General features: G+C 51.6%; 32 protein-coding genes and 1 riboswitch. Of the genes, 15 read left to right on the top strand and 17 right to left on the bottom strand.

Annotated elements, in window-relative coordinates:
• Positions 1-2: 2 nt before the first annotated feature.
• Entirely contained in the window at positions 3-1,154 is a 1,152-nt protein-coding gene (locus L9P87_RS07075; RefSeq protein ID WP_237443976.1) for a phenylacetate--CoA ligase family protein, read from the bottom strand.
• Positions 1,155-1,214: 60 nt separating this feature from the next.
• Here L9P87_RS07075 and L9P87_RS07070 point away from each other — a divergent pair, with 60 nt between their 5' ends.
• Positions 1,215-1,781: a hypothetical protein gene (locus tag L9P87_RS07070; RefSeq protein ID WP_237443975.1), complete on the top strand. Its 567-nt coding sequence runs from the start codon at positions 1,215-1,217 to the stop codon at positions 1,779-1,781.
• A gap of 8 nt (positions 1,782-1,789) precedes the next feature.
• On the opposite strand, the gene L9P87_RS07065 is transcribed toward L9P87_RS07070, so the two are convergent.
• Positions 1,790-2,134: a hypothetical protein gene (locus tag L9P87_RS07065; protein ID WP_237443974.1), complete on the bottom strand. Its 345-nt coding sequence runs from the start codon at positions 2,132-2,134 to the stop codon at positions 1,790-1,792.
• Positions 2,135-2,232: 98 nt separating this feature from the next.
• Here L9P87_RS07065 and L9P87_RS07060 point away from each other — a divergent pair, with 98 nt between their 5' ends.
• Positions 2,233-3,171 (top strand): LysR family transcriptional regulator, encoded by a 939-nt coding sequence (locus L9P87_RS07060; protein WP_237443973.1) that lies wholly within the window; start codon positions 2,233-2,235, stop codon positions 3,169-3,171.
• Here L9P87_RS07060 and L9P87_RS07055 read toward each other — a convergent pair whose 3' ends face one another.
• Positions 3,172-3,756: an acyl carrier protein phosphodiesterase gene (locus tag L9P87_RS07055; RefSeq protein ID WP_237443972.1), complete on the bottom strand. Its 585-nt coding sequence runs from the start codon at positions 3,754-3,756 to the stop codon at positions 3,172-3,174.
• A 29-nt stretch (positions 3,757-3,785) separates the two neighbouring features.
• Positions 3,786-4,235: a methyltransferase family protein gene (locus tag L9P87_RS07050; RefSeq protein WP_237443971.1), complete on the bottom strand. Its 450-nt coding sequence runs from the start codon at positions 4,233-4,235 to the stop codon at positions 3,786-3,788.
• Between the two features lie 452 nt (positions 4,236-4,687).
• Here L9P87_RS07050 and L9P87_RS07045 point away from each other — a divergent pair, with 452 nt between their 5' ends.
• Positions 4,688-5,155 (top strand): hypothetical protein, encoded by a 468-nt coding sequence (locus L9P87_RS07045; protein WP_237443970.1) that lies wholly within the window; start codon positions 4,688-4,690, stop codon positions 5,153-5,155.
• Complete coding sequence (locus tag L9P87_RS07040; RefSeq protein ID WP_237443969.1) at positions 5,152-5,553, top strand: hypothetical protein; 402 nt, start codon at positions 5,152-5,154, stop codon at positions 5,551-5,553. The genes L9P87_RS07045 and L9P87_RS07040 overlap by 4 nt, the downstream gene beginning before the upstream one ends.
• An 8-nt stretch (positions 5,554-5,561) precedes the next feature.
• Here the strand turns inward: L9P87_RS07040 and L9P87_RS07035 are convergent, their stop codons facing one another.
• On the bottom strand, positions 5,562-6,434 hold the full coding sequence (locus tag L9P87_RS07035) for a DMT family transporter (protein ID WP_237443968.1): 873 nt from the start codon (positions 6,432-6,434) through the stop codon (positions 5,562-5,564).
• 11 nt (positions 6,435-6,445) lie between these two features.
• Positions 6,446-7,234 carry a tRNA pseudouridine(38-40) synthase TruA gene (truA, locus tag L9P87_RS07030; RefSeq protein ID WP_237443967.1) on the bottom strand — a complete coding sequence of 263 codons (789 nt, stop codon included), beginning with the start codon at positions 7,232-7,234 and terminating at the stop codon, positions 6,446-6,448.
• On the opposite strand from truA, the gene L9P87_RS07025 reads away from it, so the two are divergent.
• From L9P87_RS07025 to L9P87_RS07015, 3 genes are all read left to right on the top strand, one after another.
• A complete protein-coding gene (locus L9P87_RS07025; RefSeq protein WP_237443966.1) occupies positions 7,233-7,415 on the top strand; it encodes a hypothetical protein in 183 nt (60 codons plus the stop codon). The two genes, truA and L9P87_RS07025, sit on opposite strands and share 2 nt — an antisense overlap.
• A gap of 101 nt (positions 7,416-7,516) precedes the next feature.
• Entirely contained in the window at positions 7,517-9,748 is a 2,232-nt protein-coding gene (locus L9P87_RS07020) for an NADP-dependent isocitrate dehydrogenase (protein ID WP_237443965.1), read from the top strand.
• A 161-nt stretch (positions 9,749-9,909) separates the two neighbouring features.
• Positions 9,910-10,146, top strand: coding sequence for a YgaP family membrane protein (locus L9P87_RS07015; protein ID WP_237443964.1), 237 nt, complete (start codon positions 9,910-9,912; stop codon positions 10,144-10,146).
• 6 nt (positions 10,147-10,152) lie between these two features.
• On the opposite strand, the gene L9P87_RS07010 is transcribed toward L9P87_RS07015, so the two are convergent.
• Complete coding sequence (locus L9P87_RS07010) at positions 10,153-10,566, bottom strand: GFA family protein (RefSeq protein WP_237443963.1); 414 nt, start codon at positions 10,564-10,566, stop codon at positions 10,153-10,155.
• 200 nt (positions 10,567-10,766) lie between these two features.
• On the opposite strand from L9P87_RS07010, the gene L9P87_RS07005 reads away from it, so the two are divergent.
• The 3 genes from L9P87_RS07005 (at position 10,767) to L9P87_RS06995 (ending at position 13,235) form a co-directional block, all read left to right on the top strand.
• Positions 10,767-11,795 carry a sensor domain-containing diguanylate cyclase gene (locus L9P87_RS07005; RefSeq protein WP_237443962.1) on the top strand — a complete coding sequence of 343 codons (1,029 nt, stop codon included), beginning with the start codon at positions 10,767-10,769 and terminating at the stop codon, positions 11,793-11,795.
• 165 nt (positions 11,796-11,960) lie between these two features.
• Positions 11,961-12,107: riboswitch (FMN riboswitch) on the top strand.
• Positions 12,108-12,188: 81 nt separating this feature from the next.
• Complete coding sequence (locus L9P87_RS07000) at positions 12,189-12,665, top strand: 6,7-dimethyl-8-ribityllumazine synthase (protein ID WP_237443961.1); 477 nt, start codon at positions 12,189-12,191, stop codon at positions 12,663-12,665.
• 234 nt (positions 12,666-12,899) lie between these two features.
• A complete protein-coding gene (locus L9P87_RS06995) occupies positions 12,900-13,235 on the top strand; it encodes a hypothetical protein (RefSeq protein WP_237443960.1) in 336 nt (111 codons plus the stop codon).
• 52 nt (positions 13,236-13,287) lie between these two features.
• Here the strand turns inward: L9P87_RS06995 and L9P87_RS06990 are convergent, their stop codons facing one another.
• The 4 genes from L9P87_RS06990 to L9P87_RS06975 form a co-directional block, all read right to left on the bottom strand.
• A complete protein-coding gene (locus tag L9P87_RS06990) occupies positions 13,288-13,824 on the bottom strand; it encodes a GNAT family N-acetyltransferase (RefSeq protein WP_237443959.1) in 537 nt (178 codons plus the stop codon).
• Positions 13,825-14,183: 359 nt separating this feature from the next.
• Entirely contained in the window at positions 14,184-14,720 is a 537-nt protein-coding gene (locus L9P87_RS06985) for a GNAT family acetyltransferase (protein ID WP_237443958.1), read from the bottom strand.
• Positions 14,707-15,180: a hypothetical protein gene (locus tag L9P87_RS06980; RefSeq protein WP_237443957.1), complete on the bottom strand. Its 474-nt coding sequence runs from the start codon at positions 15,178-15,180 to the stop codon at positions 14,707-14,709. The genes L9P87_RS06985 and L9P87_RS06980 overlap by 14 nt, the downstream gene beginning before the upstream one ends.
• A 640-nt stretch (positions 15,181-15,820) precedes the next feature.
• Positions 15,821-16,036 carry a hypothetical protein gene (locus L9P87_RS06975; RefSeq protein WP_237443956.1) on the bottom strand — a complete coding sequence of 72 codons (216 nt, stop codon included), beginning with the start codon at positions 16,034-16,036 and terminating at the stop codon, positions 15,821-15,823.
• Here L9P87_RS06975 and L9P87_RS17900 point away from each other — a divergent pair.
• Together L9P87_RS17900 and L9P87_RS06970 are read left to right on the top strand one after the other, a co-directional pair.
• Positions 15,974-16,102, top strand: coding sequence for a phage integrase N-terminal SAM-like domain-containing protein (locus L9P87_RS17900; RefSeq protein WP_354001891.1), 129 nt, complete (start codon positions 15,974-15,976; stop codon positions 16,100-16,102). The genes L9P87_RS06975 and L9P87_RS17900 overlap by 63 nt on opposite strands.
• Positions 16,092-16,352, top strand: a complete 261-nt coding sequence (locus L9P87_RS06970; protein WP_237443955.1) for a site-specific integrase — start codon at positions 16,092-16,094, stop codon at positions 16,350-16,352. Before L9P87_RS17900 ends, L9P87_RS06970 begins: the two co-directional genes overlap by 11 nt.
• Here L9P87_RS06970 and cysZ read toward each other — a convergent pair.
• From cysZ to L9P87_RS06955, 3 genes are read right to left on the bottom strand one after another with little or no spacing between them, the layout of a single operon-like run.
• Entirely contained in the window at positions 16,335-17,072 is a 738-nt protein-coding gene (gene cysZ / locus L9P87_RS06965; RefSeq protein WP_237443954.1) for a sulfate transporter CysZ, read from the bottom strand. The two genes, L9P87_RS06970 and cysZ, sit on opposite strands and share 18 nt — an antisense overlap.
• A 51-nt stretch (positions 17,073-17,123) precedes the next feature.
• Positions 17,124-17,396: a cysteine-rich CWC family protein gene (locus L9P87_RS06960; protein ID WP_237443953.1), complete on the bottom strand. Its 273-nt coding sequence runs from the start codon at positions 17,394-17,396 to the stop codon at positions 17,124-17,126.
• Complete coding sequence (locus tag L9P87_RS06955) at positions 17,389-17,655, bottom strand: hypothetical protein (protein WP_237443952.1); 267 nt, start codon at positions 17,653-17,655, stop codon at positions 17,389-17,391. The genes L9P87_RS06960 and L9P87_RS06955 overlap by 8 nt, the downstream gene beginning before the upstream one ends.
• A gap of 152 nt (positions 17,656-17,807) precedes the next feature.
• On the opposite strand from L9P87_RS06955, the gene L9P87_RS06950 reads away from it, so the two are divergent.
• The 3 genes from L9P87_RS06950 to L9P87_RS06940 all read left to right on the top strand — a co-directional run bounded on the left by L9P87_RS06950 (position 17,808) and on the right by L9P87_RS06940 (position 20,912).
• Positions 17,808-18,059: a hypothetical protein gene (locus tag L9P87_RS06950; protein WP_237443951.1), complete on the top strand. Its 252-nt coding sequence runs from the start codon at positions 17,808-17,810 to the stop codon at positions 18,057-18,059.
• 224 nt (positions 18,060-18,283) lie between these two features.
• The gene (gene fabV, locus L9P87_RS06945; protein ID WP_237443950.1) at positions 18,284-19,477 is read left to right on the top strand and encodes an enoyl-ACP reductase FabV; all 1,194 of its coding nucleotides are present in this window, start codon (positions 18,284-18,286) and stop codon (positions 19,475-19,477) included.
• Between the two features lie 142 nt (positions 19,478-19,619).
• A complete protein-coding gene (locus L9P87_RS06940) occupies positions 19,620-20,912 on the top strand; it encodes a dicarboxylate/amino acid:cation symporter (RefSeq protein ID WP_237443949.1) in 1,293 nt (430 codons plus the stop codon).
• A gap of 3 nt (positions 20,913-20,915) precedes the next feature.
• Here L9P87_RS06940 and L9P87_RS06935 read toward each other — a convergent pair whose 3' ends face one another.
• Genes L9P87_RS06935 through pdhA form a run of 3 tightly spaced genes read right to left on the bottom strand, consistent with a single transcriptional unit; the run spans position 20,916 to position 24,078 of the window.
• Positions 20,916-22,013, bottom strand: a complete 1,098-nt coding sequence (locus L9P87_RS06935; protein ID WP_237443948.1) for a dihydrolipoamide acetyltransferase family protein — start codon at positions 22,011-22,013, stop codon at positions 20,916-20,918.
• Positions 22,013-22,990: an alpha-ketoacid dehydrogenase subunit beta gene (locus L9P87_RS06930; protein ID WP_237443947.1), complete on the bottom strand. Its 978-nt coding sequence runs from the start codon at positions 22,988-22,990 to the stop codon at positions 22,013-22,015. The genes L9P87_RS06935 and L9P87_RS06930 overlap by 1 nt, the downstream gene beginning before the upstream one ends.
• Entirely contained in the window at positions 22,987-24,078 is a 1,092-nt protein-coding gene (gene pdhA / locus L9P87_RS06925) for a pyruvate dehydrogenase (acetyl-transferring) E1 component subunit alpha (protein ID WP_237443946.1), read from the bottom strand. The genes L9P87_RS06930 and pdhA overlap by 4 nt, the downstream gene beginning before the upstream one ends.
• Between the last annotated feature and the right edge of the window lie 258 nt (positions 24,079-24,336).

The raw sequence follows: 24,336 nt of genomic DNA, 5'->3' as shown, positions 1-24,336 counted from the left end.
CGTTATAAGCGGCAGATCGAGGAATAGAACTTACCGTTTTGCTCCCGCTCTATGCTTTTTTCAAACACAATAGTGATGTCTGTTTGGTAGCCAAAGTGTTGGTAAAACACCTGGTGAACTTCTTCTCGTAAGGTATCGTCTTCACTGCCTCTAGGGTTGACCAGCCGTAGAGTAAACCGCTCCAGTTGTTCTTGTATGACCTGGTATTGACGCATCGATTCGATGTCTCTAAGGGCCACGGAGAGATGGGTAAAGGGGATGCGCTCGCCGTTTTTATGGACTAAAGAACCGCGTATTTTACCGAGAACTTGTTCGATGGATGGTAGGTCTATTTGGCCGCAGTCACATTCTCCCCATGCGGCAAGGTCACCAATGTCGTAGCGAATCAGCGGTGAATTTTGATTGAAAAAATCAGTAATAACCAGCCGCCCAATCTGGCCTGGTGGGCAGGGCTGACCGCTGTCGTCAAGGATTTCAACCCCAATTTTTCCGGCCATAATGTGATGATATCGGGGGTTGTGCGGGCAGCGTCCTGCAATCATGCCAAACTCTTGAGAGCTGTATGTGCTCCAAATTTGGGCGTTGGGAAAGGCCTGACGAATCAGTACTTCCTGCTCGGCCTCAAACACTTCGGCATAGACACCAAAGCGCTGAATGTGTGACATATCGAGTCGCTGTTCAATGACCGCTCGGCACAGTCTTTCAGCATTGCTCGGGTAGGTAGTGATGGCGTCGCTGATGTGGCGGCGATGTTCAATCATCATCAACTGATCGGCGATGCTGCTGTTCACATCTAACAGGTTGTCTGCAGGGGTGTCATCGTGAATAAAGCGAATGACACTACGGCGACCGCCTAACCAACTAATAAAGCGTTCGCTTGCCTTGCGCTCTATGTTCTTACGTTGCTCCGACCAAGAGATTTTTACCGGTACCCCGGTAGAGCCGGAGGTTGTTGCTGTGATGGGGTGGTTATTGAGTAGCAGTGTGTTGTTGTCGAGAATATCGTCACGGCTAAGCAGTGGAATTTCGCCGTCCTGTGTTAATCCGCGGCGCTGGTAAAAAGGATGATGAGTCAGCGCCCATTGCGCGATGTTGCGAAAGTGTTTGCGGGCGAAGGGGCGTTGACCGAAGCTCTCGGGTAGTTTAAACGTCATGGCAGTTGTTTGGTATTTTTGACACAGGAAGGAAGGAACAGTATAAACCTGAAGCCCTTGATGCAACAACCATGTTACAGTAAGCCAATTAAAAACAAAGAAATGGTGCCAGCATTAATGTCTTCACAGCAGCAAGATATTCAGGTTGAATTTTATATTAATACTGAACAGCCGGCGGGACAGGCGGCGGAAGAACTGATTGATTTTTGGTTGTCGACCAACGCGTTGCCTGATAGGGAAACGGCTGTCGCCCGGTTGTCGCAGGTTGTTGCTGTCGCCCGCCATCAAGGGCATGTCGGTAGTGTGATGAGTGGCTATGTCGGCAAGCATGAATTGATTGGCCAGCCGTTGTTTCATCTGCGTAGCTTTACCGACAAGCGCTATCGTCGCACGGGCTTGGGGTTGTCACTCTTGATGGCTGTTAAGCAGCGCTTTGAGCAATTGTTTGACAATGATAATGCCACTATGGCCATCGGTCTTTGTTTATCGCTTGAAGGCTCAGAGCTGTTGTCAGCGCCAGCGCTGCGTCAGGGTGTTTGGCAGCGTAGTGGCTTTGTCTTTGTCGGCCGCAATAGTCGAGGGCTGGAGCAGCGAGTGTATTATTTTAAGGGCGCGACGTTACGTTAAGACATTGCCTATGGGCTATTAATGGGGCAGAGATCGGTGCTGGGGACAGTGGTTATGCTGCCGTTGGAATAGTGGCAGTATCGACTAAAGCCTTCCACGCGCTGTTCCGTGAGACTGCCAAATCCCCCGTTTTTATTATCGACCTCTATCGACGGTGAGCCATTGTTGGTTGAGTGCTCGGTGTTGTTTGCCGGGCACAGGTCGGTGCTGTCTACCGTGACAATACCGCCGTCAGTGTAGTGACAATAACGACTAAAGCCATCGACCTCCTCCGTCTCTAAAACGCCCCAGGCTAATGCCTGTGAGCAGAAAAATAAGCTGCTAATAATCAAGGTTAGACGCTCTGTCGCCATGGTGGTTCCTGTCCTAGCTTTGCTGGTAATATCGGCTTGTTTGCAATATGATTTCAACAAATTATATACCGGCAATAGTATAATTCGAGTGCATAACTATGAGAAGCCTAGAGCAACAGTTATCCCGTGTCGACCTCAACCTGTTAGTCTCGCTCAGTGTGCTGTTAAAAGAGCGCAGTGTCAGCAGGGCGGCGGAAAAATTATATTTATCACAGCCGGCGATGAGTCGTACGCTTGGTCGTTTACGCGTATTGTTCGACGACCCGTTGTTTTACCGAGAACTAAAAGGCCTACAGCCCACGGAGAAGGCACTGGCCTTGGCTGAGCAGATTGATAGTTTGTTGATTGACGCCAACAGTATTATCAGTAGCGCCAGTTTCAACTCTGCCGACTGCAGTCATAATTTTCATCTGTCGTTACCGCCCTTGATGAGCAAGATGTTAATCATCCCGTTGATGAAAAAAATGATCGCCCAGGCACCGAAGGCGGCTGTTACCGAATACCCTGCTGCCAGCAACCCTATGCAGCAACTTAAGAATCGTTTGGTCGACTTTTCTATCCATATCACGCCGGTAAATAATGATGAGTTTTCATCGACACAGTTGGATACGCTCTACCCTGTGATCTTTGCGCATCGTTCGCATCCGCTGGCGAAAAAATCCAAAAAAGTTACCCTAAAACAGTGTTTAGAGTATCAGTACGTCGATTTAATTTTGGATATTCAGTCTCATAGTGAGTATCAAAACCCCATCGATGAATTCTTTCAGCGGCAAGAACTACACCGTGATATTTGCTATCGAAGCGGCCAACTGGACAGCCTTACTGAGTTAATGCGTTGCTCGGATAAGCTACTGATAGCCTCCCATCGTATGATGGATCGGGGTAGCTATCAGACAGATTTCGTACCGGTATTTTCTTTTCAGCAATATGATGAACTGAATATTGGTATTCACTTGATCGAGCATCGTCGAACCCGCAATAGTCCGGCGCACCAGTGGTTTAAATCGATGATTGTTAACACCTTAGGCTCGCAGTAATCAGCGGTTTACCGTTTGCTGCTGGGCGGCGGTAAGCAGCAACGGATAGAATTCAGGGAAGATTTCCTCCAGTGCATGATAGTGCTGTTGCAGGTCGATAATACAGTCTGCCAGAGGCGCCATCCGTGGGCTACGCTGCGACATTCGTGCAAGTGATAAGCCGATATTGTCAATCTCTTGATAGCTTTCAAGCCAACGCTGAGGCCACATATAGCGCATCAAACGCTGGTAGCGTTCAGGTAAATTGTCTTGATAACGCGCCACCTCAGCGGCGGCATGGCGATTGAAATGGCTCAACGGTTTGCTGTGATACTGCTGCCAGTGTTTGGCCAGGCAGTGGTCCCAAAACATATCCAGTGCTATCGGTGCATAGCGTCTGCGTTCATCGACAAATAACGTTTTTGCTTGTTTGACCAGCGGGTGTTGGTCGGTAAAACTATCGACAAAACGGTGCAGGCGAATACCGGCAGCAACCTCGGCGGGGTGCTGTTGTTCAGGGCTGCCCTTGACGAAATCACCGAGTAAATTGCCGGCGAAGTGGCTGTGGCAGACCTCGGCGATATGTAAATGAGCGAGATAATTCATCGTACCAGTATAGCGCTTTACAGACTGTGTCAGAGCCAGCGACGAACGCGGAGGCAGTAGTCGGTATAGTCTTGGCCAAAGAGTTCGTTCAGATACCTCTCCTCGGGTACGATTTGAAAACGCTGGATATAAACAATATAGCCAACAATAAAAACGACTGACCACAGGCTGGCGAGGAAACTTGACCAGGCGCAGAGCATTAAGACAAAGCCGACATACATGGGGTTGCGTGTATAACGGTAAATACCACTGGTGACCAGGCTTGTGGCGGTGGCTGGCTTCAGCGGGTTGACGGTGGTGTCGGCTTTTTTAAAAGCGCCGGCCCCGGCGAGCAAAAACACAGCCGCCAGAATAAAAAAAATAGCGACCAGGCCGAATCTCAGCACGGCATGATCGCTGATACCGGGGGTTAACCAGATAAAAAAGGCAGCGATTACCGCGACTAAAGGCGGCGGGATTTTGTGTTCTAAAAAAGTCATCGTTTTGCCTTAGGCCTGTGCTGAAAGCGAAGGTGAGTGGTTAATATATTGCTTTCGATTGGGGCTGTCTATCCGCGGTATCAGTGTTTAGCCGGTCTTTACCCTCAAGCTAGCAGAGTGAAATAAGGGCTGAGGCCTTCATGCGTCAAACCAAACTCGAAAACCAACCGTTAACATTTTCGCCGATGACCATGGTGGCACTGATACGCAGTGGATGACTCAGCGACAAGTCAATCTGGCTGACAGGCAAAGGCCACGGCGATGAGCAGGATAAGGTGCAGAAAATTGATTATCAATTCAGCATAGAAGGCAATGCCTACGCGCTCGAGTAGAGCAACACAAGTGCTATTTTTAGCCACCATCAATATACATTTAGTAAAAAATTCAGCATCATAGGTGCCAATAATCAGTAGTAATGATAAACAGGGTTAAAACGAAATGAGATGTTATCTATGTTGAGATTTTTCGGTGCCACTATTTTAATGTTGTCAACAATGGCTGTGATGGCGCAGCCCCAAGTGTTGGTTATTGATAGCAAGCTATGGCCAAAGTCCCCCGACCGCTATATCAATAAGGTACACCGTGAGATTTCTGTGCAGGGATTGAGTGCCGCGCAGATTCGCTTTGTGATACTGGAGGGTATGGTCACCACCAGGGGCTATGCCTGGCAGTATGAGGGTGAGGGCGACGGCTTTATTTTGGCCCGATTCGATTACCGCGGCGACACCAATATCATGAAGGTTGCCTTTAACAATAATATGATTCAGTTGCAGTATGATCAGGCCTGGGGTGATCTGGTCTGTAAAAATAACGTCGAGGGTATCTGTTACAAAAACGCAGGCGGTTATTACAAGTATGTTCGCAACTTACGCAACAGTATTGAACAGCAGGCGAAGCAATTGCTAGGAGAGAAAAAATGAAACAGATTTTGATGTTTTTGCTACTGGCCGCGTTCAGTATGAACAGCAATGCCTATCAACACGATGCCTTTGCCAAGCCTGTCCACTATGGTGATTTTGTTACCGAGTTGCCGTTGCTGATAAAAACCGCAGTCGAGAGAAATGGCTGGCAGGTCAGTGCGGTGAACAACAATGTCTATCATGTCGACATTGAACACAAAGGCTATGTGATCAATACCACGATCAGTGATGATAATAGCGCGCTGACGATTGTCCTTGTCTCTGTCGACAAGCCCGATTGTAAAAAGAAGTGTGCAATCGACAATGATAGAGTGCAGGGCTGGTTGTTGCGGATGCGAAAATTACTGACGCAACAGATTACCCTGCAGGCCCGCGACGCTGCTCAGCAAGCGCTGTAAAACTTTTCCTAGTGACGCTTGCCGGCCGGTAGGCGTCCCATTACCACCAGTAAAATCCCGCCCAATACCAATGCTGATGCGACGGCTAAGCGTACGGTTAAAACCTCATTGAGCAGAACAATACCACCGATGGCAGCGAGTACCGGTACCAGTAACTGCACCACGGCTGCCCGTGTGACGCTCAACCCCGTCAGTGCGTGATACCAAATGGCGTAGCCAATCCCCGAGGCAATGGCCCCCGATGTGACAGCGACGACAATCCCCTGCGGTGTCAGCTGGATTTGCTGCCAATAGAAAAGTGTCAGCAAGGCGGTAAAGGGTAGTGTGCGAATAAAATTGCCGGCGGTGTCGGCCAGAGGGTTGGTCGAATGTCGTCCCAGCAGCGTGTAAATGCCCCAGGCAATACCGGAGGCAGCCATCAAGATAAAACCACTGAGCGATGGTGTGCCCAGCTGCGGCAGCACCAGATAAACAAAACCGAGAAAAGCGGTTATCAAGCCGAGCCACTCGCCGATATGCAGTCGGTGACCGGCAAGCCGGTGGGCGATAATCATGGTCAGCTGTACGGCGCCAAACAACACCAGGGCGCCGAGGCCGGTATCGAGCTCGACATAGGCCAACGAGAACGTCAGTGCATAGATAAATAACATCGGTGCCGCCAGCCAGTGCGGCGATGGCGCAGTTTGCTCACCCCGCCGTCTTTGTAGCTGGCGCAGCGCCGCCAGGACGGTGATGGCAGACAGCAGGCGAATAACGGTAAAGCCAACGGGATCGATGGCCTCGTCCCCCAGTGCTAATCGGCACAGCACCGAGTTGCTGGCAAAGGCGAGCAAGGCCAGTGTGGTGACCAGGGTCAGCTTAACGGAGGAAGAGTGGGTCATGGCGGCAGGGGTTATTGCTCGTCAATGCGCATCAGATGCAGCCCTCTGGGCTTGACCTTGGCGCTGAGCTTATCGCTCTGGTGCTGGTCTATATAACGCTGGATATCGTCGAGGCTGATACGACCACAGGCTAATTCGACTAAGGCACCCATGACATAGCGGATCATAAACTTGAGAAACCCATTGCCGATGATTTTGAGGTAGTAGACGTTATCGGTCAGCGGGCCCAAGTCGGCGGCATGAATATCGCAGTAGGTGATCGTGCGCACGCAGCTGTTACCGTTTTTATCGCGCTGGCAAAAATTATAGAAATCGTGCTGGCCGACAAACAGCTGGCAGCCCTGATGGAGCAGCTGCAGTGTCTCGGCTGTGGGTACAACCAGCGGCAGATGCTGAGCGATATCGTGGCTGGCCACATTATCGATGGCGGCGGCGGTAAAGTAGTAGTGATACTCCTTGCTGATACTGCTGCGGTTGGGTTGGTACTGCTTGCTGGCGGGCTGACAATCGATAATACGTATGTCGGCGGGCAGCAACGAATTCATGCCCTGCTGTAGCCGCTCGGGGCTGATCTCGAGGGGCAGGGTGAATTTGGCTATTTGCCCCTGGGCGTGCACACCGCCGTCGGTGCGGCTGGCGGCGGAGACCGTGCAGTTTTGGCGGCGGCAAATTTGTCTCAAGGCATTGAGCAGAGTGCCTTCCACCGTCGGTTTTTCTTCGTGCAGCGTATCCAGTGATTGTGCCTGCCAGCCAAAGTACGCGGTACCTTTATAGGCGATGGTGGCGCGGTAGTAATGCATGCTAATGATCAGTCCTAAATCGAATCAAGACATTATAGCCTTGATTCAACACAACTTACACGGCTGGCAATCACGGTATAGTCAACCCCAGTCGCTGTTGTGGATAAATACACCGCTGTCTTCGAAAGTTCATCAATATGTCTGTATAATGCAGCAAGATTTCATCATCGACGCCGAGTAGTGACCAGCATTGTGGTGTTGGAGCGACGATGGAGAACGACAGAGTTTTGCTTTCTCGTGACCGCACAGGTGATGAGAAACTAAGTTAACCAAGGGAACGATATGTCTAAAGAAAAATCAAAAATTATCTATACGCTGACCGATGAAGCGCCAGCACTGGCGACTTACTCACTGTTGCCCATCGTCAATACCTTTACCGCGGCAGCCGGCATCGAAGTTGCCACCACCGACTTATCCTTGGCGGGCCGTATTCTGGCCAACTTCCCCGACAACCTCAGCGCCGATCAACGCGTTGCCGATGGTCTGAAAGCCTTGGGCGAGCTAACCCAAGACCCGAAAGCCAATATCATCAAGCTGCCCAACGTCAGCGCCTCGATTCCTCAGCTCATCGCCGCAATCACCGAGTTGCAAGGGCAGGGCTACGATATTCCCGATTACCCGGCCGAGATTAACAACGAGGCCGACAATGAGATTAAAAATCGTTACGCCAAGGTGTTGGGTAGTGCCGTCAACCCGGTCTTGCGTGAGGGTAACTCCGATCGTCGCGCCCCCGGTGCGGTCAAGCAATATGCCCGTGAAAACCCCCACTCCATGGGTAAGTGGAGCCAGGCTTCTCGCACCCACGTGGCGCACATGCGCTCTGGCGATTTCAAGGCCAGCGATATCTCGACCACTGTTACCAAGGCCGGCACGGTGAATATCGAGTTAGTCGAGGCCGATGGCAAGGTTACCCTGTTAAAGCAGGTGCCTGTTGAAGCCGCCGAAATCATCAGTGCCCAATATATGAGCACCAAGGCACTGTGCAAATTCCTCGACGAGGAAATGGACGGCGCCAACAAGGCTGACCTGCTCTTTTCGCTGCATTTAAAAGCCACCATGATGAAGGTGTCAGACCCGATTGTGTTTGGTCACGCGGTCTCTGTTTACTTTAAAGACGCCTTCGAGAAACACGCCGAGACACTGACAGAGCTGGGCATCCAGCCCAATGACGGCCTTGGCAGCGTGCTGCGTAAAATCGACAGCCTGCCTTATTCTCAGCGCGCCGAGATCGAATACGATCTGCGCCGCTGCTATGAAGACCGCCCTGAAATGGCCATGGTCGATTCAGACAAAGGCATTACCAATCTTCACGTGCCCAGCGATATTATCGTCGATGCCTCCATGCCGGCAATGATTCGTAACGGCGGTAAAATGTGGAGTGCCGACGGCAAATTGAAAGACACCAAGGCCGTCATTCCCGACAGCTGCTACGCCACCATTTACCAGGAAGTGATCAACTTCTGTAAGCACCATGACCACTTCGATCCGACCACCATGGGCACCGTACCTAATGTCGGCTTAATGGCGCAGAAAGCGGAGGAGTACGGCTCCCACGATAAGACCTTCGAGCTGCCTGCCAGTGGCACGGTTCGTGTTGTTGCCGACGACGGTGAGGTGTTACTACAGCATGATGGCGTTGAGGCCGGTGATGTTTGGCGGATGTTCCAGGCCAAGGATGCACCGATCCGCGACTGGGTTAAGCTGGCTGTGACCCGCGCCCGCGCGATGGATGTACCGGCACTGTTTTGGCTGGATGAACACCGTGGTCACGATGCCGAGATGATTAAGAAGGTTGAGCTTTACCTGCAGGATCACGACACCGAAGGTTTGAAGATTCACATTCTCAACCCCGATCGCGCCATTCGTTACACCATGGAACGCCTGTTGCGCGGTCTCGATACCATCTCGGTCACCGGCAACGTATTACGCGATTACCTGACTGACTTGTTCCCCATTCTAGAACTGGGCACCAGTGCCAAGATGCTGTCGATTGTGCCATTGATGCAGGGCGGCGGTTTGTTTGAAACCGGTGCCGGTGGCAGTGCACCCAAGCATGTGCAGCAGTTTGAGGAAGAGAACCACCTGCGCTGGGATTCGCTCGGCGAGTTCCTCGCCATCGCCGTATCGCTGGAAGATATCGCCGTTAAAAACAGCAATCCTAAGGCGCAGATTCTGGCCGACACCCTCGATCAGGCCACCGGTCAGTTACTGTCTAATGGCAAGTCGCCATCAAGAAAGGTGAAGCAGCTTGATAACCGTGGTAGCCACTTCTACCTGGCACTGTATTGGGCGCAGGCACTGGCGGCCCAAACCGACGATGCAGAGCTACAGGCGGCTTTCAGCCAGCTGGCGAAAGATCTGGCTGACAACGAGCAGCAAGTCTCCGAGGAGTTGATTGCCTGTCAGGGGCAGCCTGTTGAGATGGGCGGTTATTATATGCCGACGCCAGCCAAACTTGAGCGTGCCATGCGCCCCAGCGAAACGCTGAACAAGCTGTTGAACAACGCGCTGTAAGCCTTGCCACCCGCAGGCCTCTGATCGAGGCCTGGCCAGAGAACCCCGTCATCGAATCCGCTGCCGGGGTTTTTTTTGTCGCGCAAAAAACCGCTGATGTATTCATTGTGAGCCAAACCGCTGTCGCGCTCGTATAGAAGAATACAACAGACGAGGTTTATATGATTGAACGTAATATAGGTAACATCGAACGGGTCGTGCGATTAGTGGCAGGCTTGCTGTTTGCAGCCTGGGTGTTTACTCAGCCTGATTTAAACGGCGTTGAGTGGTTTGTCATGATCATATCCATTATGTTAATTCTCAACGGGATCTTTTCACGTTGCTATCTCTGGTACGTGTTGGACATCAACAGCTGTGACAGCAACGACAAAGACTGCGTGACCAACACACAGTGTTAGACTGTATTAAGCCTGCTTGTCGAACACCGTCACACCGGGGGGTATTTCAACCCAGTCTAGTTTTTCTGACACCCACAGGTGGGTACTGGGCTCAAACACCCCGTCATCGTCCATCTGTATCGGCTTAAGCTTGAGCTTCAGTTGGGCCATATTGTCTGGGTTGTAATGATAGACACGGTTGCCACAGCCAGGGCAAAATTTAGCATTGTTGGTGTTGCCGCTGTCGGAGGATCGGCTCCAGTCGCTCATCTCACCGTCAAATTCGATGGCATCGGCGTCGATGATGGCCGTGACACTATAGGGACTGGAGGATAATTTTTGACACTCAGTGCAGTGACAGGCAAGCACTTTGACTGGTGGTTGGTGCAGCGTATAGCGCAGTTGCCCGCATTGGCATGAGCCCTGGATCGGGTATTTCATGGTGTCAGCTCTCCTCAGTAAGATGGCTTTGAGTCATCACAGTAACGAATAACACCCTCATCATAGCGCGTTGCAAGCCGCTGTACAGTGGTGATGGTGTGCTCGCCACAACGGTATCGGTTGGCCAATTCTAACGGCTTCTCTTGGCTATGGTATAATGACAGTTCCAATACTCTGTTTGTCTTCCGGTGACACGCCTAATGTACACAGCACTTTTATGGACAACGGTTGGTCTTGCCCTCGGCATAGCGGGAACGTTAGTGGTGTTGTGGTTGCGGAGAAATACCGCCAAGAAACGCCGACAATTGATCACCAGCGATGATGCCGAACGCAGCATCCGAGCCAATTATTTTGCCCATGTCGGTACCTGGGAATGGGAGATTAAGCCAAATAAACTCTATTGGTCCGATGAGATTTATGCCATTTTTGGCCACAAGGTAGGGGATGTTACCCCCTCCTATAGTTTATTTGCCCGCGCTGTTCACCCCGATGATATTGAGCGAGTACAGAAGCAGGAAAAAGCCTGTTTGGCTGGTGATTCCCGCCATGAGATCGAATACCGGGTGATCTGGCCCGATGGTTCGGTGCACTGGGTGATGGAATCCGGCGATGTGCTGTTTGATGAGCAGGGGCAGGCGGAGAAGTTTACCGGCATCGCCCGAGACATTACCGCCAGCAAGGAATCCACCGAACGGTTAAAAGCGCTGGCGCATTTTGATGCCTTGACCGGGCTGCCGAACCGAGAGTTGTTGCGTATTCGTATTGTCGAGGCGATGGAAAAAAGCAAGCTGACCAACAGCAAGATGGCGCTGGTCTTTATGGATCTGAATAAATTCAAGCCGATTAACGATGTCTACGGTCACGTGGTCGGCGACAAGGTGCTGCATGCAATTGCCCAGCGGCTGAACAGCTCGATACGGGGCAGTGATACCATTGCCCGGGTTGGCGGCGATGAATTTGTCGCGATTCTCAATAGTATCAACACCACCAGAGACATTACCACGGTGGTCGAAAAGCTGCGCAATGTGTTTCTTCAGCCCCTGGCCATCGATGGCCGACGCCATCAACTGGCCATCAGCATCGGCGTCAGCATCTACCCAGACGACGCCAGCGACATAGAGTCGCTGATGCATATTGCCGACATGGCGATGTATCAGGCCAAGCAATCGGGGGAAAACCAATACCTGATTGCCAGCGACAGCGGCAGGGGATTGGGGCGGATGATTTAGACTGTCAAGATCGCCTTTGCTGTCTGTTCTGTCTGCCAATTAAACCTAAATGGGTAATATCTAAGCCTTATTTATCAGGAATACCCGCAGGGGATATTTACAGCCGGTGACGGTGTTGGTAGTATCTCGCGCCTTATCTCGTGGTCTGTGTACTTGGCTGCCAGATGAGATTCTCAGGGCGGGGTGAAAGTCCCCACCGGCGGTAATCACGTTTACGTGTAGCCCGCGGGCGCTTGTCGACACTCTCGGCAAGGACAGCAGACTCGGTGCGATTCCGAGGCCGACGGTTAAAGTCCGGTTATGAGATTGTGGTCTCTCGACGCAGCTGGCAATGGCCGCTGCCCGATGTATACCTATAACTCGCCCTTATTTAATCAGTAATAGGGTATTAAAATGACAGCTACAACTAATTCTCCCAAGCGTATTGCCTTTATCCAAGCCTGTTGGCACCGAGATATTGTCGACCAAGCCCGCGATGGCTTTGTCGCCGAAGTCGGCAAACGCAGCAGCCACCACGTCGATCTATTCGAAGTCCCAGGTGCCCTCGAAATTCCACTGCAGGCAAAATTGCTGGCCAAGTCTGGTAAGTATGACGCCGTTGTCGCCGCAGGTTTGGTCGTTGACGGTGGCATTTATCGCCACGAATTTGTCGCCCAGTCGGTACTCGATGGCCTGATGCAGGTGCAGCTGGAGATGGAAATCCCGGTCTTGTCGGTGGTACTGACACCGCATCACTTCCACGACGGTGCCGAGCACAAGAACTACTTCAGCCAGCACTTTGTCCACAAGGGCCAGGAAGCCGGTGCCACCTGTGTTGATATCCTCGCCTTCGATGGCACACCGGTTAACGCACTGGCTGCTGCTGTCTAGCCTGTAACCGCGTGAAAGAAAGGGGCGACGTTGATAACGTCGCCCCTTTTTTTGCTCTCAGAGTGTGTCCTGGCGTGTTATGTGGATACCTTTCATCTCCGTGCCTTTTGTAAAGCTCATGCTTCCAATCCATATGCTCAACAACCACCTCAGCCTGTCGATAAATTGCCAAGCAAACGGCGGAAAAACAACTAGTATTATGCTTGACCGTTTTGACAAATAGGAGGTTTAACGATGTCTTGCTCTAATACCCACACCCACGATAATCACACGCATGGTTCAAACTGTGGTCATACCGCTATTCGCCATGGTGACCATATTGACTATTTAGCCGATGGAAAACTACATCATCCACATGGCGGCCATTGTGATGAGCACAGTATTGAATTAAGTAATACTAACCCCGCGCAATGCCACCCAACTCAGGGTTGTGCTGGACATGTTCATGGGCCTGACTGCGGTCACGAGGCAATCCAACACGATGATCATACTGACTTTATCGTTGATGGTCGGTTACATCATCAGCATGGGGATCACTGTGACGACCACGGGCCTATTGAGTTGGTTTAAAAACCAACATGTCCCTATTTTGGTTGCTGATCCTGTTCTTGCAAGTGCATTTTTACCATAGTTCAGGATTATTTAATGCTTCAACACATTGAGTAGGGCCAGCCATAGACTGAATTACTTGCCCGTCAAGCGATTGCGCGAGCCAGCCAATTGGCTGGCTTAAAGGGCAGGGCGCTTGTACGACACTTTCATTGATTTGCTCGAAGCCAGTTTTGGAATAGTAACTTGGGTCGCCGTAAGTGAAGACCAAAGTGACATTGAAAGACTTGAGATGATCTAGGCCATACTGGATTAGATTTTGGCCAATGCCTGTGCTTTGATCATCTGTTGAAACGGCAACCGGCGATAAAATGAAAGCAACCTTACCACTAGGCACGGTAAGGCGACTGAAGAATATGCAGCCAGCAACCATCTCGTTTTCTTCAGCAATGCACCCCATTAGATCTTGTGGCGCAGTAGTGGCAATGAGATTTGTTACAAAATCAGCAATTACTTGACCTTCTGCTTCTCCCTCAGAAGCAGAGAATACTCGCTTGAAAAGATCGATCACTTGTTGAGATTTTGATTCATTAAATAGTGAAAACTTCATATTTCTTTATCCCTCTGCACTAGCGTCTAGATGCACATAACGCCACGTTGCCGGCTACAGCTGTGATGTTAGTTTTTTCCGATCCAGTGACGACAATGACCCTTTCTCGATGAGCTCTTCAGCGGTGCTCCAGGCTTCTTTTGCCGGTGTATTTGCTGCGGACACGCAGCATGCGCCCCCAAGTACTCCCGATTGCATATCGCTGTATATTCTCAGGGCTTTTTCTGAATGTCTGAAATAGATAAGCTCATGAATTCCGGTCTCTAGGAAAACGCCTTGGGAAGGGGAAAAAATTGTGGCGAGGCCACGCTTAAGGCTATCCAGCCCAAGCGTTCATTGCACGCCTTGTTAACATATTGCTACGAATCATACTCAAGGCGCTTCCCTAAACCAACAACATTATCATTGCCATAGCCAATTGCTGAGTAAAATGCGATGACTTTCTCGTTGGTGGTGCGAACCTGTAAGTTGATTTTAGGGCAACCTTTTTCTATAAGAGCCTGCTCGACAGCTCGCATAATAGATTGGCCATAGCCCTTACGCTGCTCTGATGGTTTGACCGCTAGATAATTTATCCATCCGCGATGTCCTTCATAGCCACCCATAACGGTTGCGACAATTCCATTGTCAGCGATCCCAACTAAGAATAAATCGGGATCAACTTTTAGCTTTCGCTCGATATCCTTGGCTGGGTCATTCTGAGGCGCAACAAGGCCGCATTCACCCCAAAGAGAAATAACGGATGCTTGATCCTCTTCGTTATATATTCGTACTTTCATAAGATTGTTAACGCCCGCCTCAACTGCGTAGCAAGCTGGCAGTTTTTGTGCGGGTTTTATGCACAAAAAGTGACGGTTTGCGGAGTCAGGTTGCAGGCGCTTGTTATGTTTTGGCATAGCTTTTGGTCGAATCTTTTTGGGCCAGTTTTTGAAATGAAACCAAGTTTACATTACAAATATTTCTATGCTCTAGTATTAAATCATCCCTACCACTTTGTTTATTTAGTGATACGAAATTATTAACTGAATCAAATAATTTTGATGCCTCAATCTGGATATGATCAGGAGATATTATCTGAACTTCATTATACTTTCTTAAATATTCAAAATACTCTTTTGTGTCAAAAGTACATTTATATAGTATGTGTTGATAAATCAGGCTTTGAGAGGCAGACAAAAACTCAACATATTTTGATTTCCTCTCATCTTGTTGCTTATAGAAAAGAGCGCTGCCTTCTTTTGTCTTTTCATGGCTTTGAGTCTTAGAAAGAACGACAAAACCGGAGACAGCAGTAATCAGAGCACCAAGACCTATTTTTATTGCACTATCAGCAACATTAACCCAGGTTACATCCATTCTCTAATCCTTTAACGATGTCGAACAAAAACATAACGCCTTTGTAACGGGCCGCGTTGCTGCGAAGCAGCGCTTTTAGCGGTCCAGCACGAAGTGCGTTCGTTGACAAACTTGTTAAATGTTTTACCCACGACATGCCTTAAAGATAATAAATGGAGCAATACAAAGACATATTAGCGAGAATAAATAAATTGCCGCTCTCCTGCGTACCTGAGGTGAAGTGTCAGTACGCATTAATGTTGCCATATTGGAGAAATCCAGCCAGTGGTTTACCCACCAGCTAACTTTCAGTCCGTTCGAATCAGCGAGATGCTTAGCTGAAAACCAAACATAATTTATGGCTATTGCCCAGATTATTAGAAAAACACCTAAATAGTCTTCCAAGATTACCTCAATGACATTTAACAGTGAATTAATAGGCCAGCAGGCGTTATATATCTTTTGCTGTTTTCGCCCATTATATATTCGCCTAAACAAATGATTATTATATTTATCAATTGTATACAGCCCCGGCCCGAAAAGAAAATCGAGCCCGAAGTCAACAATAACGTTGTTACAGGGTTTTCCCTGTAACAAAAACGCTACCTAATACTATCAACAAGTTACAAGCTGCTCTACCGTGTTCAAGCGCCCGGTGGCTTCATAACTCGGCGTTGACCAATATTAATTTGCCGGCTGCTGCATGTTGATACAGCATTGTTGGGTGGGCGCTATGAACGATATCCGCTACACGGTCAATCCAAAATCCAGACGATTCTTGGATCAGCTCAGGCTCCATATTAGAGTCTCGGGTCTGGCCTACACGACCGAGAAAACTTATATCCACTGGGTTAAGCGCTATATTTATTTTCATCATAAACAGCACCCGCGACACTTGACCACACAACACATTGAGGCGATTTTTATCGCATATGGCAGATAGTCTGTATTGCTCTGTCAATACTCAAAAGATTGCATTAAATGCATTGGTATATCTCTATAAGCGTTTCATGGGGCTGGAAATAAGTAATCTTCAATTTCACCCCGCCAAACAGTACCAACGGCTGCCTGTCGTTTACAGTCGTGATGAAATAAGAAAAATCTTTCTACAGCTAACAGGCACACCAAGGCTTATGGTAGAGCTGCTTTATGGCAGTGGCCTACGCAGCATCACATCAGTGATGATGTTTTAGTTCGTCGACCCAATAGGCGGTGGCGCCGCAGACGGCGGCGGGCATGACGATCAAGTTGGCCAGCGGGATCAGGCTGAGGGCGGTGGTGGCGCCGCCGAAGCCGAGGCTGGTCAGGCGCTGGTCACGGCAGGCCTGTTTCACATCGTTAAACGGCTTGGCGTGGTTGTCGAAGGGGATGTCGAGGTATTGAATCGCCATCATCCAGGCACCGAGCAACAACCACAGTGGCGACGACAGCATGCCGACTACGGGTATGAAGGTGAGTACTAACACAATCAGTAAGAGGGGGATTTGATAGCCCAGTTTTTGAAATTCTCGGCCGACGGTGCGGGGCACCATGGCAATGAGTTCCTTAATACTGCTGTCGCCGACGCTGTTGCCGGTTAAATGCTGTTCGACCTTCTCTGATAACAAACCGTTAAACGGGCTGGCGATAATGGTGGCGATGGCGGTAAAGGTGTACATGATGACGAAGTAGATACCGATGAAAAATAACGGAATCATCAGCCAGGTTAACCAGGCCAGCCACTCGGGCAGATAACCGGTCAGCCAGGCGGTGACCTCGCTCATCTGGGCAAAGGCCCAGTAAATCATGCCGCCGAACAACACAATATTGATCAGCAGTGGGATGGCGACAAAGACGCGCAGCCCCTGGGTGTTGAGCAGGGAGAAGCCCTTGAATAAATACTGTACGCCGGTGACGGGGTTGCCTTTTAACATGGAGAACTCACAGTTGTGCGAAAAAGAGTGGATAAAATAAGCGGGTGGTTGTTATGACTGCTGTTTTGTCGATCCGTTCGTATTATCGCCGCTGCCGACATCGATGCCCAGCGTGTTCTGCTCTGACTGTGATGGCTGCAGTGGTTTACTGAAATTGGCGGCGCAGCGTTGGCACAGGCACTGAGCATCGGTGAGCTCGGGGTGGGCACGGCGCAATTTGTCGTTGTCGATGGCCTGAAACATACACCAGCACGGTGTTTGCTCGCTGTTGCTGGCAGCGCCGCAGGCGTTGTTCTGCTGGCACAGTGGGCAGAGATTATCCATCGCTGGCGGCCGGTGCCGTGGTGATACCCGGTGAGCGGGCCTTGTCGATATAGGCCTCGGTGGCATCGGCAACGAGGTACTGATCGTGATCCGGCGCTCGCTCGGCGCGTAGCGTCAGCCAGTTTGGCCAGTCGATGTAATCGGAACCCAGTACCTTGGCATCGGTGCCCTTGAAGGCAAAGACGATAATGCACTGGGGCTCTTTCCAGGTGGAGTCGCCGACGCGAAACGCTTTTAGTATTTGTTTTTGGATGGACATTAAGCCCCGCCTTTAAGTAGTGATCAATACCGCTGTTATACCGTAGTCGCCCAGCGATAGCGAATAGCCAGGTTAAAATAGCGCTGGGGCTCAACCCTGATAATTGTCGTCTATGCTTTATGCAGTGATGTTGCGACGAAAAGAGGTAGGCCATGAGACCGGTATTATTAGTGCTTTGGTGGACGCTGGAATGGCTGCGCCGGGGGCTGCTGGCATTTCATCGACGCAAATACCTACTGCGCTGTAGGCCGGGGGCGAAAAACAAAAAGAAACGCCAGCTGGTCAAGCATATCTGGTTGGCCATGGGCTGTGCCATGTTGATTGTCGGCCAGCCGGTGTGGATAGTCTCGCTGTTGTTATTGACCACCTTTGCCTCGTTTATCATTCTGGATGAGACCAAATAAAGCGCGCGGCTGAAAGCGGCGGTGTATTGTTTTTTTAGCCTCTGATAGTGACTGATTTGGCCGTTTTAGCCCGCAGTGTTGACGGTGACCACTAGAGATTCACCGGTAGCTGTTTATAATGTCCCCCTTTATCGGTTGTTGCCGCTGTGTTGGCCGCCGTTATATCGACTGAAGATTCAACGTATTGCCGCTATTTGCGGCGGTCAATAACAATAGGTATTGCAATGATTATTAAGCCACGTGTTCGCGGTTTTATGTGTATTACTTCACACCCTGCCGGCTGTGAAGAAAACGTTAAACAGCAGATCGAGTATGTTAAGGCTCAGGGCAAGATTGCAGCGATGCCCAAGCGTGTCTTGGTCATCGGTGCTTCCACCGGTTACGGCTTGGCCTCGCGCATCAGTGCTGCCTTCGGTGGGGGTGCCGATACCCTCGGCCTGTTCTTCGAAAAAGAAGGCAGCGAGAAAAAACCCGGCACCGCGGGCTGGTACAATTCAGCCGCCTTCCACAAGTTTGCCGAGGCCGATGGCCTGTATGCCAAAAGCATTAACGGCGATGCCTTCAGCGATGAAATCAAACAAAAAACGATCGATGTAATCAAGCGTGATCTCGGCCAGGTGGATCTGGTTGTCTACAGCCTGGCCTCGCCACGCCGTACTCACCCCAAGACCGGTGAGGTGTTTAACTCGACACTGAAGCCGATCGGCCAAGATGTGACGCTGCGCGGTATCAACACCGATAAGCAGACGATCCAAGAGGTGACGCTTACCGCCGCCGACCAACAGGATATCGACAATACCATCGCCGTCATGGGCGGTGAAGATTGGCAGATGTGGATCGATGCTCTCGGCGATGCCGGTGTCTTGGCCGATGGCGCCAAGACCACCGCTTATACCTACCTCGGTGAGCAGGTGACACAGGACATTTACTGGAACGGAACCATTGGCGAGGCCAAGAAAGATCTCGACAAGAAGGTATTGGATATTCGCAGCAAGCTGGCCGCCACCGGTGGCGATGCCCGTGTCTCGGTATTGAAAGCCGTGGTCACTCAGGCGAGTTCGGCCATCCCCGTAATGCCGCTGTACCTGTCACTGTTGTTTAAGGCGATGAAAGAGGCCGGTACTCACGAAGGCTGCATCGAGCAGGTCTATGGCCTGTTCCGTGACAGCCTCTACGGCGACAGCCCAATCACCGACGACGAGGGCCGTCTGCGTGCCGACAGCAAGGAGCTACTGCCAGAGATTCAGCAGCAGGTTGAGGCGTTATGGGATCAGGTAACCACCGAGAACATCCCAGAGATGACTGATTTTGTCGACTACAAGCGCGAGTTTATGCGTCTGTTTGGTTTCGATATGGAAAACGTCGACTATCAAGCCGATGTTAACCCGGTCGCAGAGATCAAGGGAATGGAAGCCTAAACCCAGGGGCTTTTATGCGGCGCGATGCCGCGGATGAAAAAGAGGCTGCGGCCTCTTTTTTTGTGCCGGTCAAAAATCACTTTGCCGTTGAAACGGTCGCGGGCTATGATGCCAGTATTATAAAAAAATAATGGATTAGCTCATGTCTTTAACCGCCATACGGTCAAACCTCACCGCTCAAACCCTCATCGCCGGTATCCTGGGTTATCTCTTATCGGTCTTTTTTGCCTCGCCGGAGTGGCTGGAAGCGGGCCAAATGCCGGTGATGTACCAGGTCGTTGTCGCCATTAAAGTGGTGTTCTTATCGGCGTTGACCATGCTGGTGGCACCAATGGTGTTCTTCTCTATTATCAACGGTGTGCTGCAACTGAAAGAGCCCTCACAGCTGGGCACGCTGGGGCGCTATACTCTCGGCTACTATCTGCTGACCACCTCAATAGCCATTGCCATCGGCTTGGTGGCGGTATTTTTTGTCCACCCCTGGGAGGCCTTCGAGGTGCAGCTGCAGGCGGCCAGCGCCTTAGAGGAGCAAATTACCTACCAACAGCCGGGGAAGTTGATCAACCACGGCGATGATTCCTTTGTCACCATTTTGCAGCAGATGATGAAGCGAGCCTTATCCAACCCCTTTGCCTCGCTGGCCAGCAACAATGTCTTAGGCATCGTCTGCTTTGCCTTCCTCAGCGGTATCGCGCTGGTGGTGACGGCGAAAAACGACAGTCCAATTATTCAGTTGGTAGCCGATATCAACGCCATGATTTTTAAAATGTTGAGCTGGATTCTCGCCTTCCTACCACTGGCAGTTTTTTCCATCGTGTTCGATTTTCAGCTGCGCATGAGCGGCGATATTATTGGTGTGTTGCTGTCGTTTATGGCCGTGGTCATCGGCGCCACACTGTTGCATGGCCTGGTTATTCTGCCCTTAATTGCTAAATTTGCCGGCGGCGTTGGCTATCGTCAGTTGTTCTCGGCCACCGCCAAACCGCTGATGCTGGCGGTGACCTCGTCGTCCAGTGCGGCGACGTTGCCAGCCTCTATGCAGGCCAGCAAAGAGGGGCTGCATGTCGACCCATCGATTGGCAGCTTTGTGTTGCCGTTAGGTGCGACGGTCAACATGGACGGCACGGCGTTATTCGAAGGCATTGCGGCTATTTTCCTGGCCTATTTATTCGGCATCGAGCTCAGTAGCATACACATTGTAGTGATCTTTTTGATGGCCATGGTGTCATCAATCGGTGCGCCGGGTATGCCGACGGGCTCGATGTCGGGTATGCAAATTGTGCTGTTGGCTGTTGGCATTCCGCTGGAGGGTATCGGTATTCTGCTGGTGGTAGAGCGGCCCTTGGACATGCTGCGTACCGGCGTCAACGTGTTAGGAGACCTGGTGGGCAGCCGGGTGGTACAACAGCAGTTGACGGAAGAGATCGTCTACTAAGGTTTAAACCAGCGCCTTGATCATCGCCTGTAAAAATCGTGCTGCCTCGCCGCCGGTAATGCAGCGGTGATCAAAACTTAGCGATAAGGGTAGATAGGTTTTGTTGAGCCAGACATCACTGTCGCCTTGGCGACTGATCAGCGCCGGTAGTGGGTAACTGCGACCGGCACCGACAATGGCCACGGTGGGCGGGATGATAACCGGGTTGGCATAGCGGCCACCGAGCGGGCCAAAGTTCGACAGCGTAATGGTATTGCCCCGCAGCTTATCGGCGCTGATTTTTCGCTCTACCACCTCTTTAATGGTCTCATCGATTTTCGCCCTTAGCGCCTCGCCATCGAGTCCATCGGCATGATTAATCACCGGTACAAACAACCCGTCGGCGGTGTCGACAGCCAGCCCGAGGTGCACCTGTGGTATCTGTCGGCTACCGATCGAGTGGCTGTCATACCAAGCATTCAGCTGTGGCACTGCATGACAGGCGGCAATAATGGCCTGGGCCAGGCGAACGGTAAAATCATCGTCCTCGCCCCAGCCGCTGATATCGGCATCATCGTTGAGGGTGACCGACACCACCTCGCTGTGCGACTGCGACATTGCCTTGGACATCGCCCGTCGCACCCCTTTCAGTGGCTTTAATACCCCCACCTGCTGAAAGATCTTGCTGACCCGCTCGACATCGGCGGCCTTGATGGCGCCATCGGGGCCGGAGGGGGTGACGACGTTGAGATCGATGTCGAGGCGACTGGCAAGAGCGCGTACCGCCGGCGTTGCCTTGACGCCGACGTGGGTGCTCGAGGCGGTCTCTGCGGACTCTTTCACTTGCTGCTGTTGGCCCGGCAGACTGCCAACCACCGAGTGAGAGTCCTGGTGATCAAATTCGACCAGCGGATCCTGGGTATGCAACAGCTCACCGGTCTGGGCAAACACCTTATGGATGGTGCCGCTACAGGGGCTGGGAATATCGACAATGGCCTTGGCGGTCTCCACCGACAGCAGCGGTTGATCCTCGCTGACGGTATCGCCTTCTTTGCAAAACCACTCGACGATTTCGGCCTCTAGTAGACCCTCTCCGAGATCGGGTAGTGTAAAAATCTTCATCAGAACTCCATTACCTTATCGACGGCTTCTATTACCCGCTCGACACTGGGCATATAGTGCTGTTCGAGTTTAAACAGTGGCATCACGGTATCGAAGCCGGTCACCCGTTGTATCGGCGCCAGCAGCGAGAGCAGGCCTTTTTCAGCAATCAGGGCAGCGATCTCCGAGGCGACGCTGCAGGTTTTTGCCGCCTCCTGCACAATCACGCAGCGACCGGTTTTTTCGACCGACTGTAAAATGCTTGTCTCATCGATGGGTTTGATGGTGGCAAGGTCGATCAACTCGACATCGACGCCACGGTTAGAGAGTTGTTCGATGGCCTGTTGGCACTCATAAAGCATTGCACCCCAGCTGATAATGGTGACGTCCCGGCCCTGCTTTAAGGTGAAGCAGGCATCTAACGGCAGCGCCTTGCCGTCATCGGTCACGTCCTCGCTCTGTAGGCGGTAGATGCGCTTGGGTTCGAGAAATACCACTGGGTCGGGGTCGCGAATAGCAGCTAACAAGAGGCCATAGGCGCGGCCCGGTGAGGAGGGAATGACGACGCGTATACCCGGCACATGGGCGAATATCGCCTCGGTTGATTCGCTGTGGTGCTCGGGTGCGTGAATACCGCCGCCATAGGGTGCGCGCAGCACCATTGGGCAGCTGAGACGGCCGCGGGTACGGTTACGCAGGCGGCTGGCGTGGCAGATGAATTGGTCAAAGGCGGCATAAATAAACCCCATAAACTGTATCTCGGCCACCGGCTTAATGCCCTGGGCGGCGAGGCCGATGGCCATGCCGCAGATCAGCGATTCGGCCAGTGGTGTGTCGATCACCCGGCGCTCACCAAACTGCTGTTGCAGCTGGTCGGTGGCGCGGAATACGCCGCCGTTACGGCCGATGTCCTCACCCAGCACCACTACATCGTCATTGTTAGACAACTCATGGCGCAGCGCCTGATTGACCGCTTCAACGAGATTGATTGCCGTCATTCACCACCCCCTGACTGATTGTTTTTATGCAGCTGAGAGAGCTGCTGGCGAAGCTGTTTGGGCATCTTCTGATAGAGGAAATCGAATATTGAGCTGTGCTGTTGCTCGCCGGCATTGAGGTACTTATCCACCGACTGATCGAGTTGCTGTTGGCATTTTTGATCGATGCCATCGAGCTGCTGTTGGTCGGCGATCTGTTGTTGCAGCAGGTAGCTTGTGAGGCGGGCAATGGGCTCCTGCTGCCAGGCCTCGGCCAGCTCTTGCTCGCTGCGATAGCGCTGGGCATCATCGGCTGTGGTGTGATCCGATAGACGATAGGTAAGGGCTTCGATCAGATGGGGGCCGTTACCGGCCCTGGCGTTTTCGATCGCCTTGTTGACCGCCAGATAGCTGCCGATCACATCGTTGCCGTCGACCTGCTCGGCGCTAATGCCGCCAGCGATGGCCTTTTGTGCCAAGGTTTGGCAGTGTGATTGAGCACTGCGTGGCAGGGAGATGGCCCACTGATTGTTGCAGATAATAAAGACCAGAGGCAGTTGCCAAACCCCGGCGGCATTGAGTGATTCATAGAAGTCGCCCTTGGAGGTGGCGCCATCGCCGAGCATGACCACGGCAACACGGGGTTGCTTGCGTAGCTGCAGCGCATAGGCAATACCAACACTGTGGCAGCACTGGCTGGCAATAGGCACTGCCGCCGGCATATCCTGGCGGGCATGGGCAAAGTCCATGCCCCGTTCATCACCGCCCCAGTAAAGCAGGATTTCCTCGGCCTTAACTCCGCGCTCTAACAGTGTTGTTGTCTCGCGATAGGACTGGACAAACACATCGCTGTCTTTCATTGCCACGCCAACCGCAGCCCCGATGGCTTCCTGGCCGAGGCAGGAGGCGTAGGTGCCTAATCTGCCCGTGCGCTGTAGCGCGATAGCCTTGGTGTCGAAGAGCCGGGCATAGTGCATGGCGCGGTAAAAGCGCAGCAGCATTTTGTTGCCGATACCGTGCTGGGATAAGTCGCCGACGGCACTGTTTAATTGCCCGCAGGCGTTCAGTGTTTGGCGGAATTTGATGGTGAACTGAGCGACGGTTGTCATCGGTCACCTCCAGCGGTTAACACAAATAAGTTGGAGCGCAGAGGAGGGGCTGACAGCGGGGGGTGAGCATGTTGGTGCGGCGCCGTCATGGACAGGATTAAGCGTAGACAAACAGCATTGACGCATGAAAATCTCCCCGGTTGAATCATTTGCAAAGTGCAATCAACAGCGGAGTGAATTATCAGGTATAAAAAAACTATTGACTCCGCCGCAACCGTTAAAGCTGATTTTTTATGGCGACTCTATAGTCATAAAATA

It is taken from the genome of Sinobacterium norvegicum (assembly GCF_923077115.1).
GTDB lineage: Bacteria > Pseudomonadota > Gammaproteobacteria > Pseudomonadales > Sinobacteriaceae > Sinobacterium > Sinobacterium norvegicum.
Note: the sequence above shows the minus strand (reverse complement) of the source record. Positions and strands in the feature narration are given on the sequence as shown.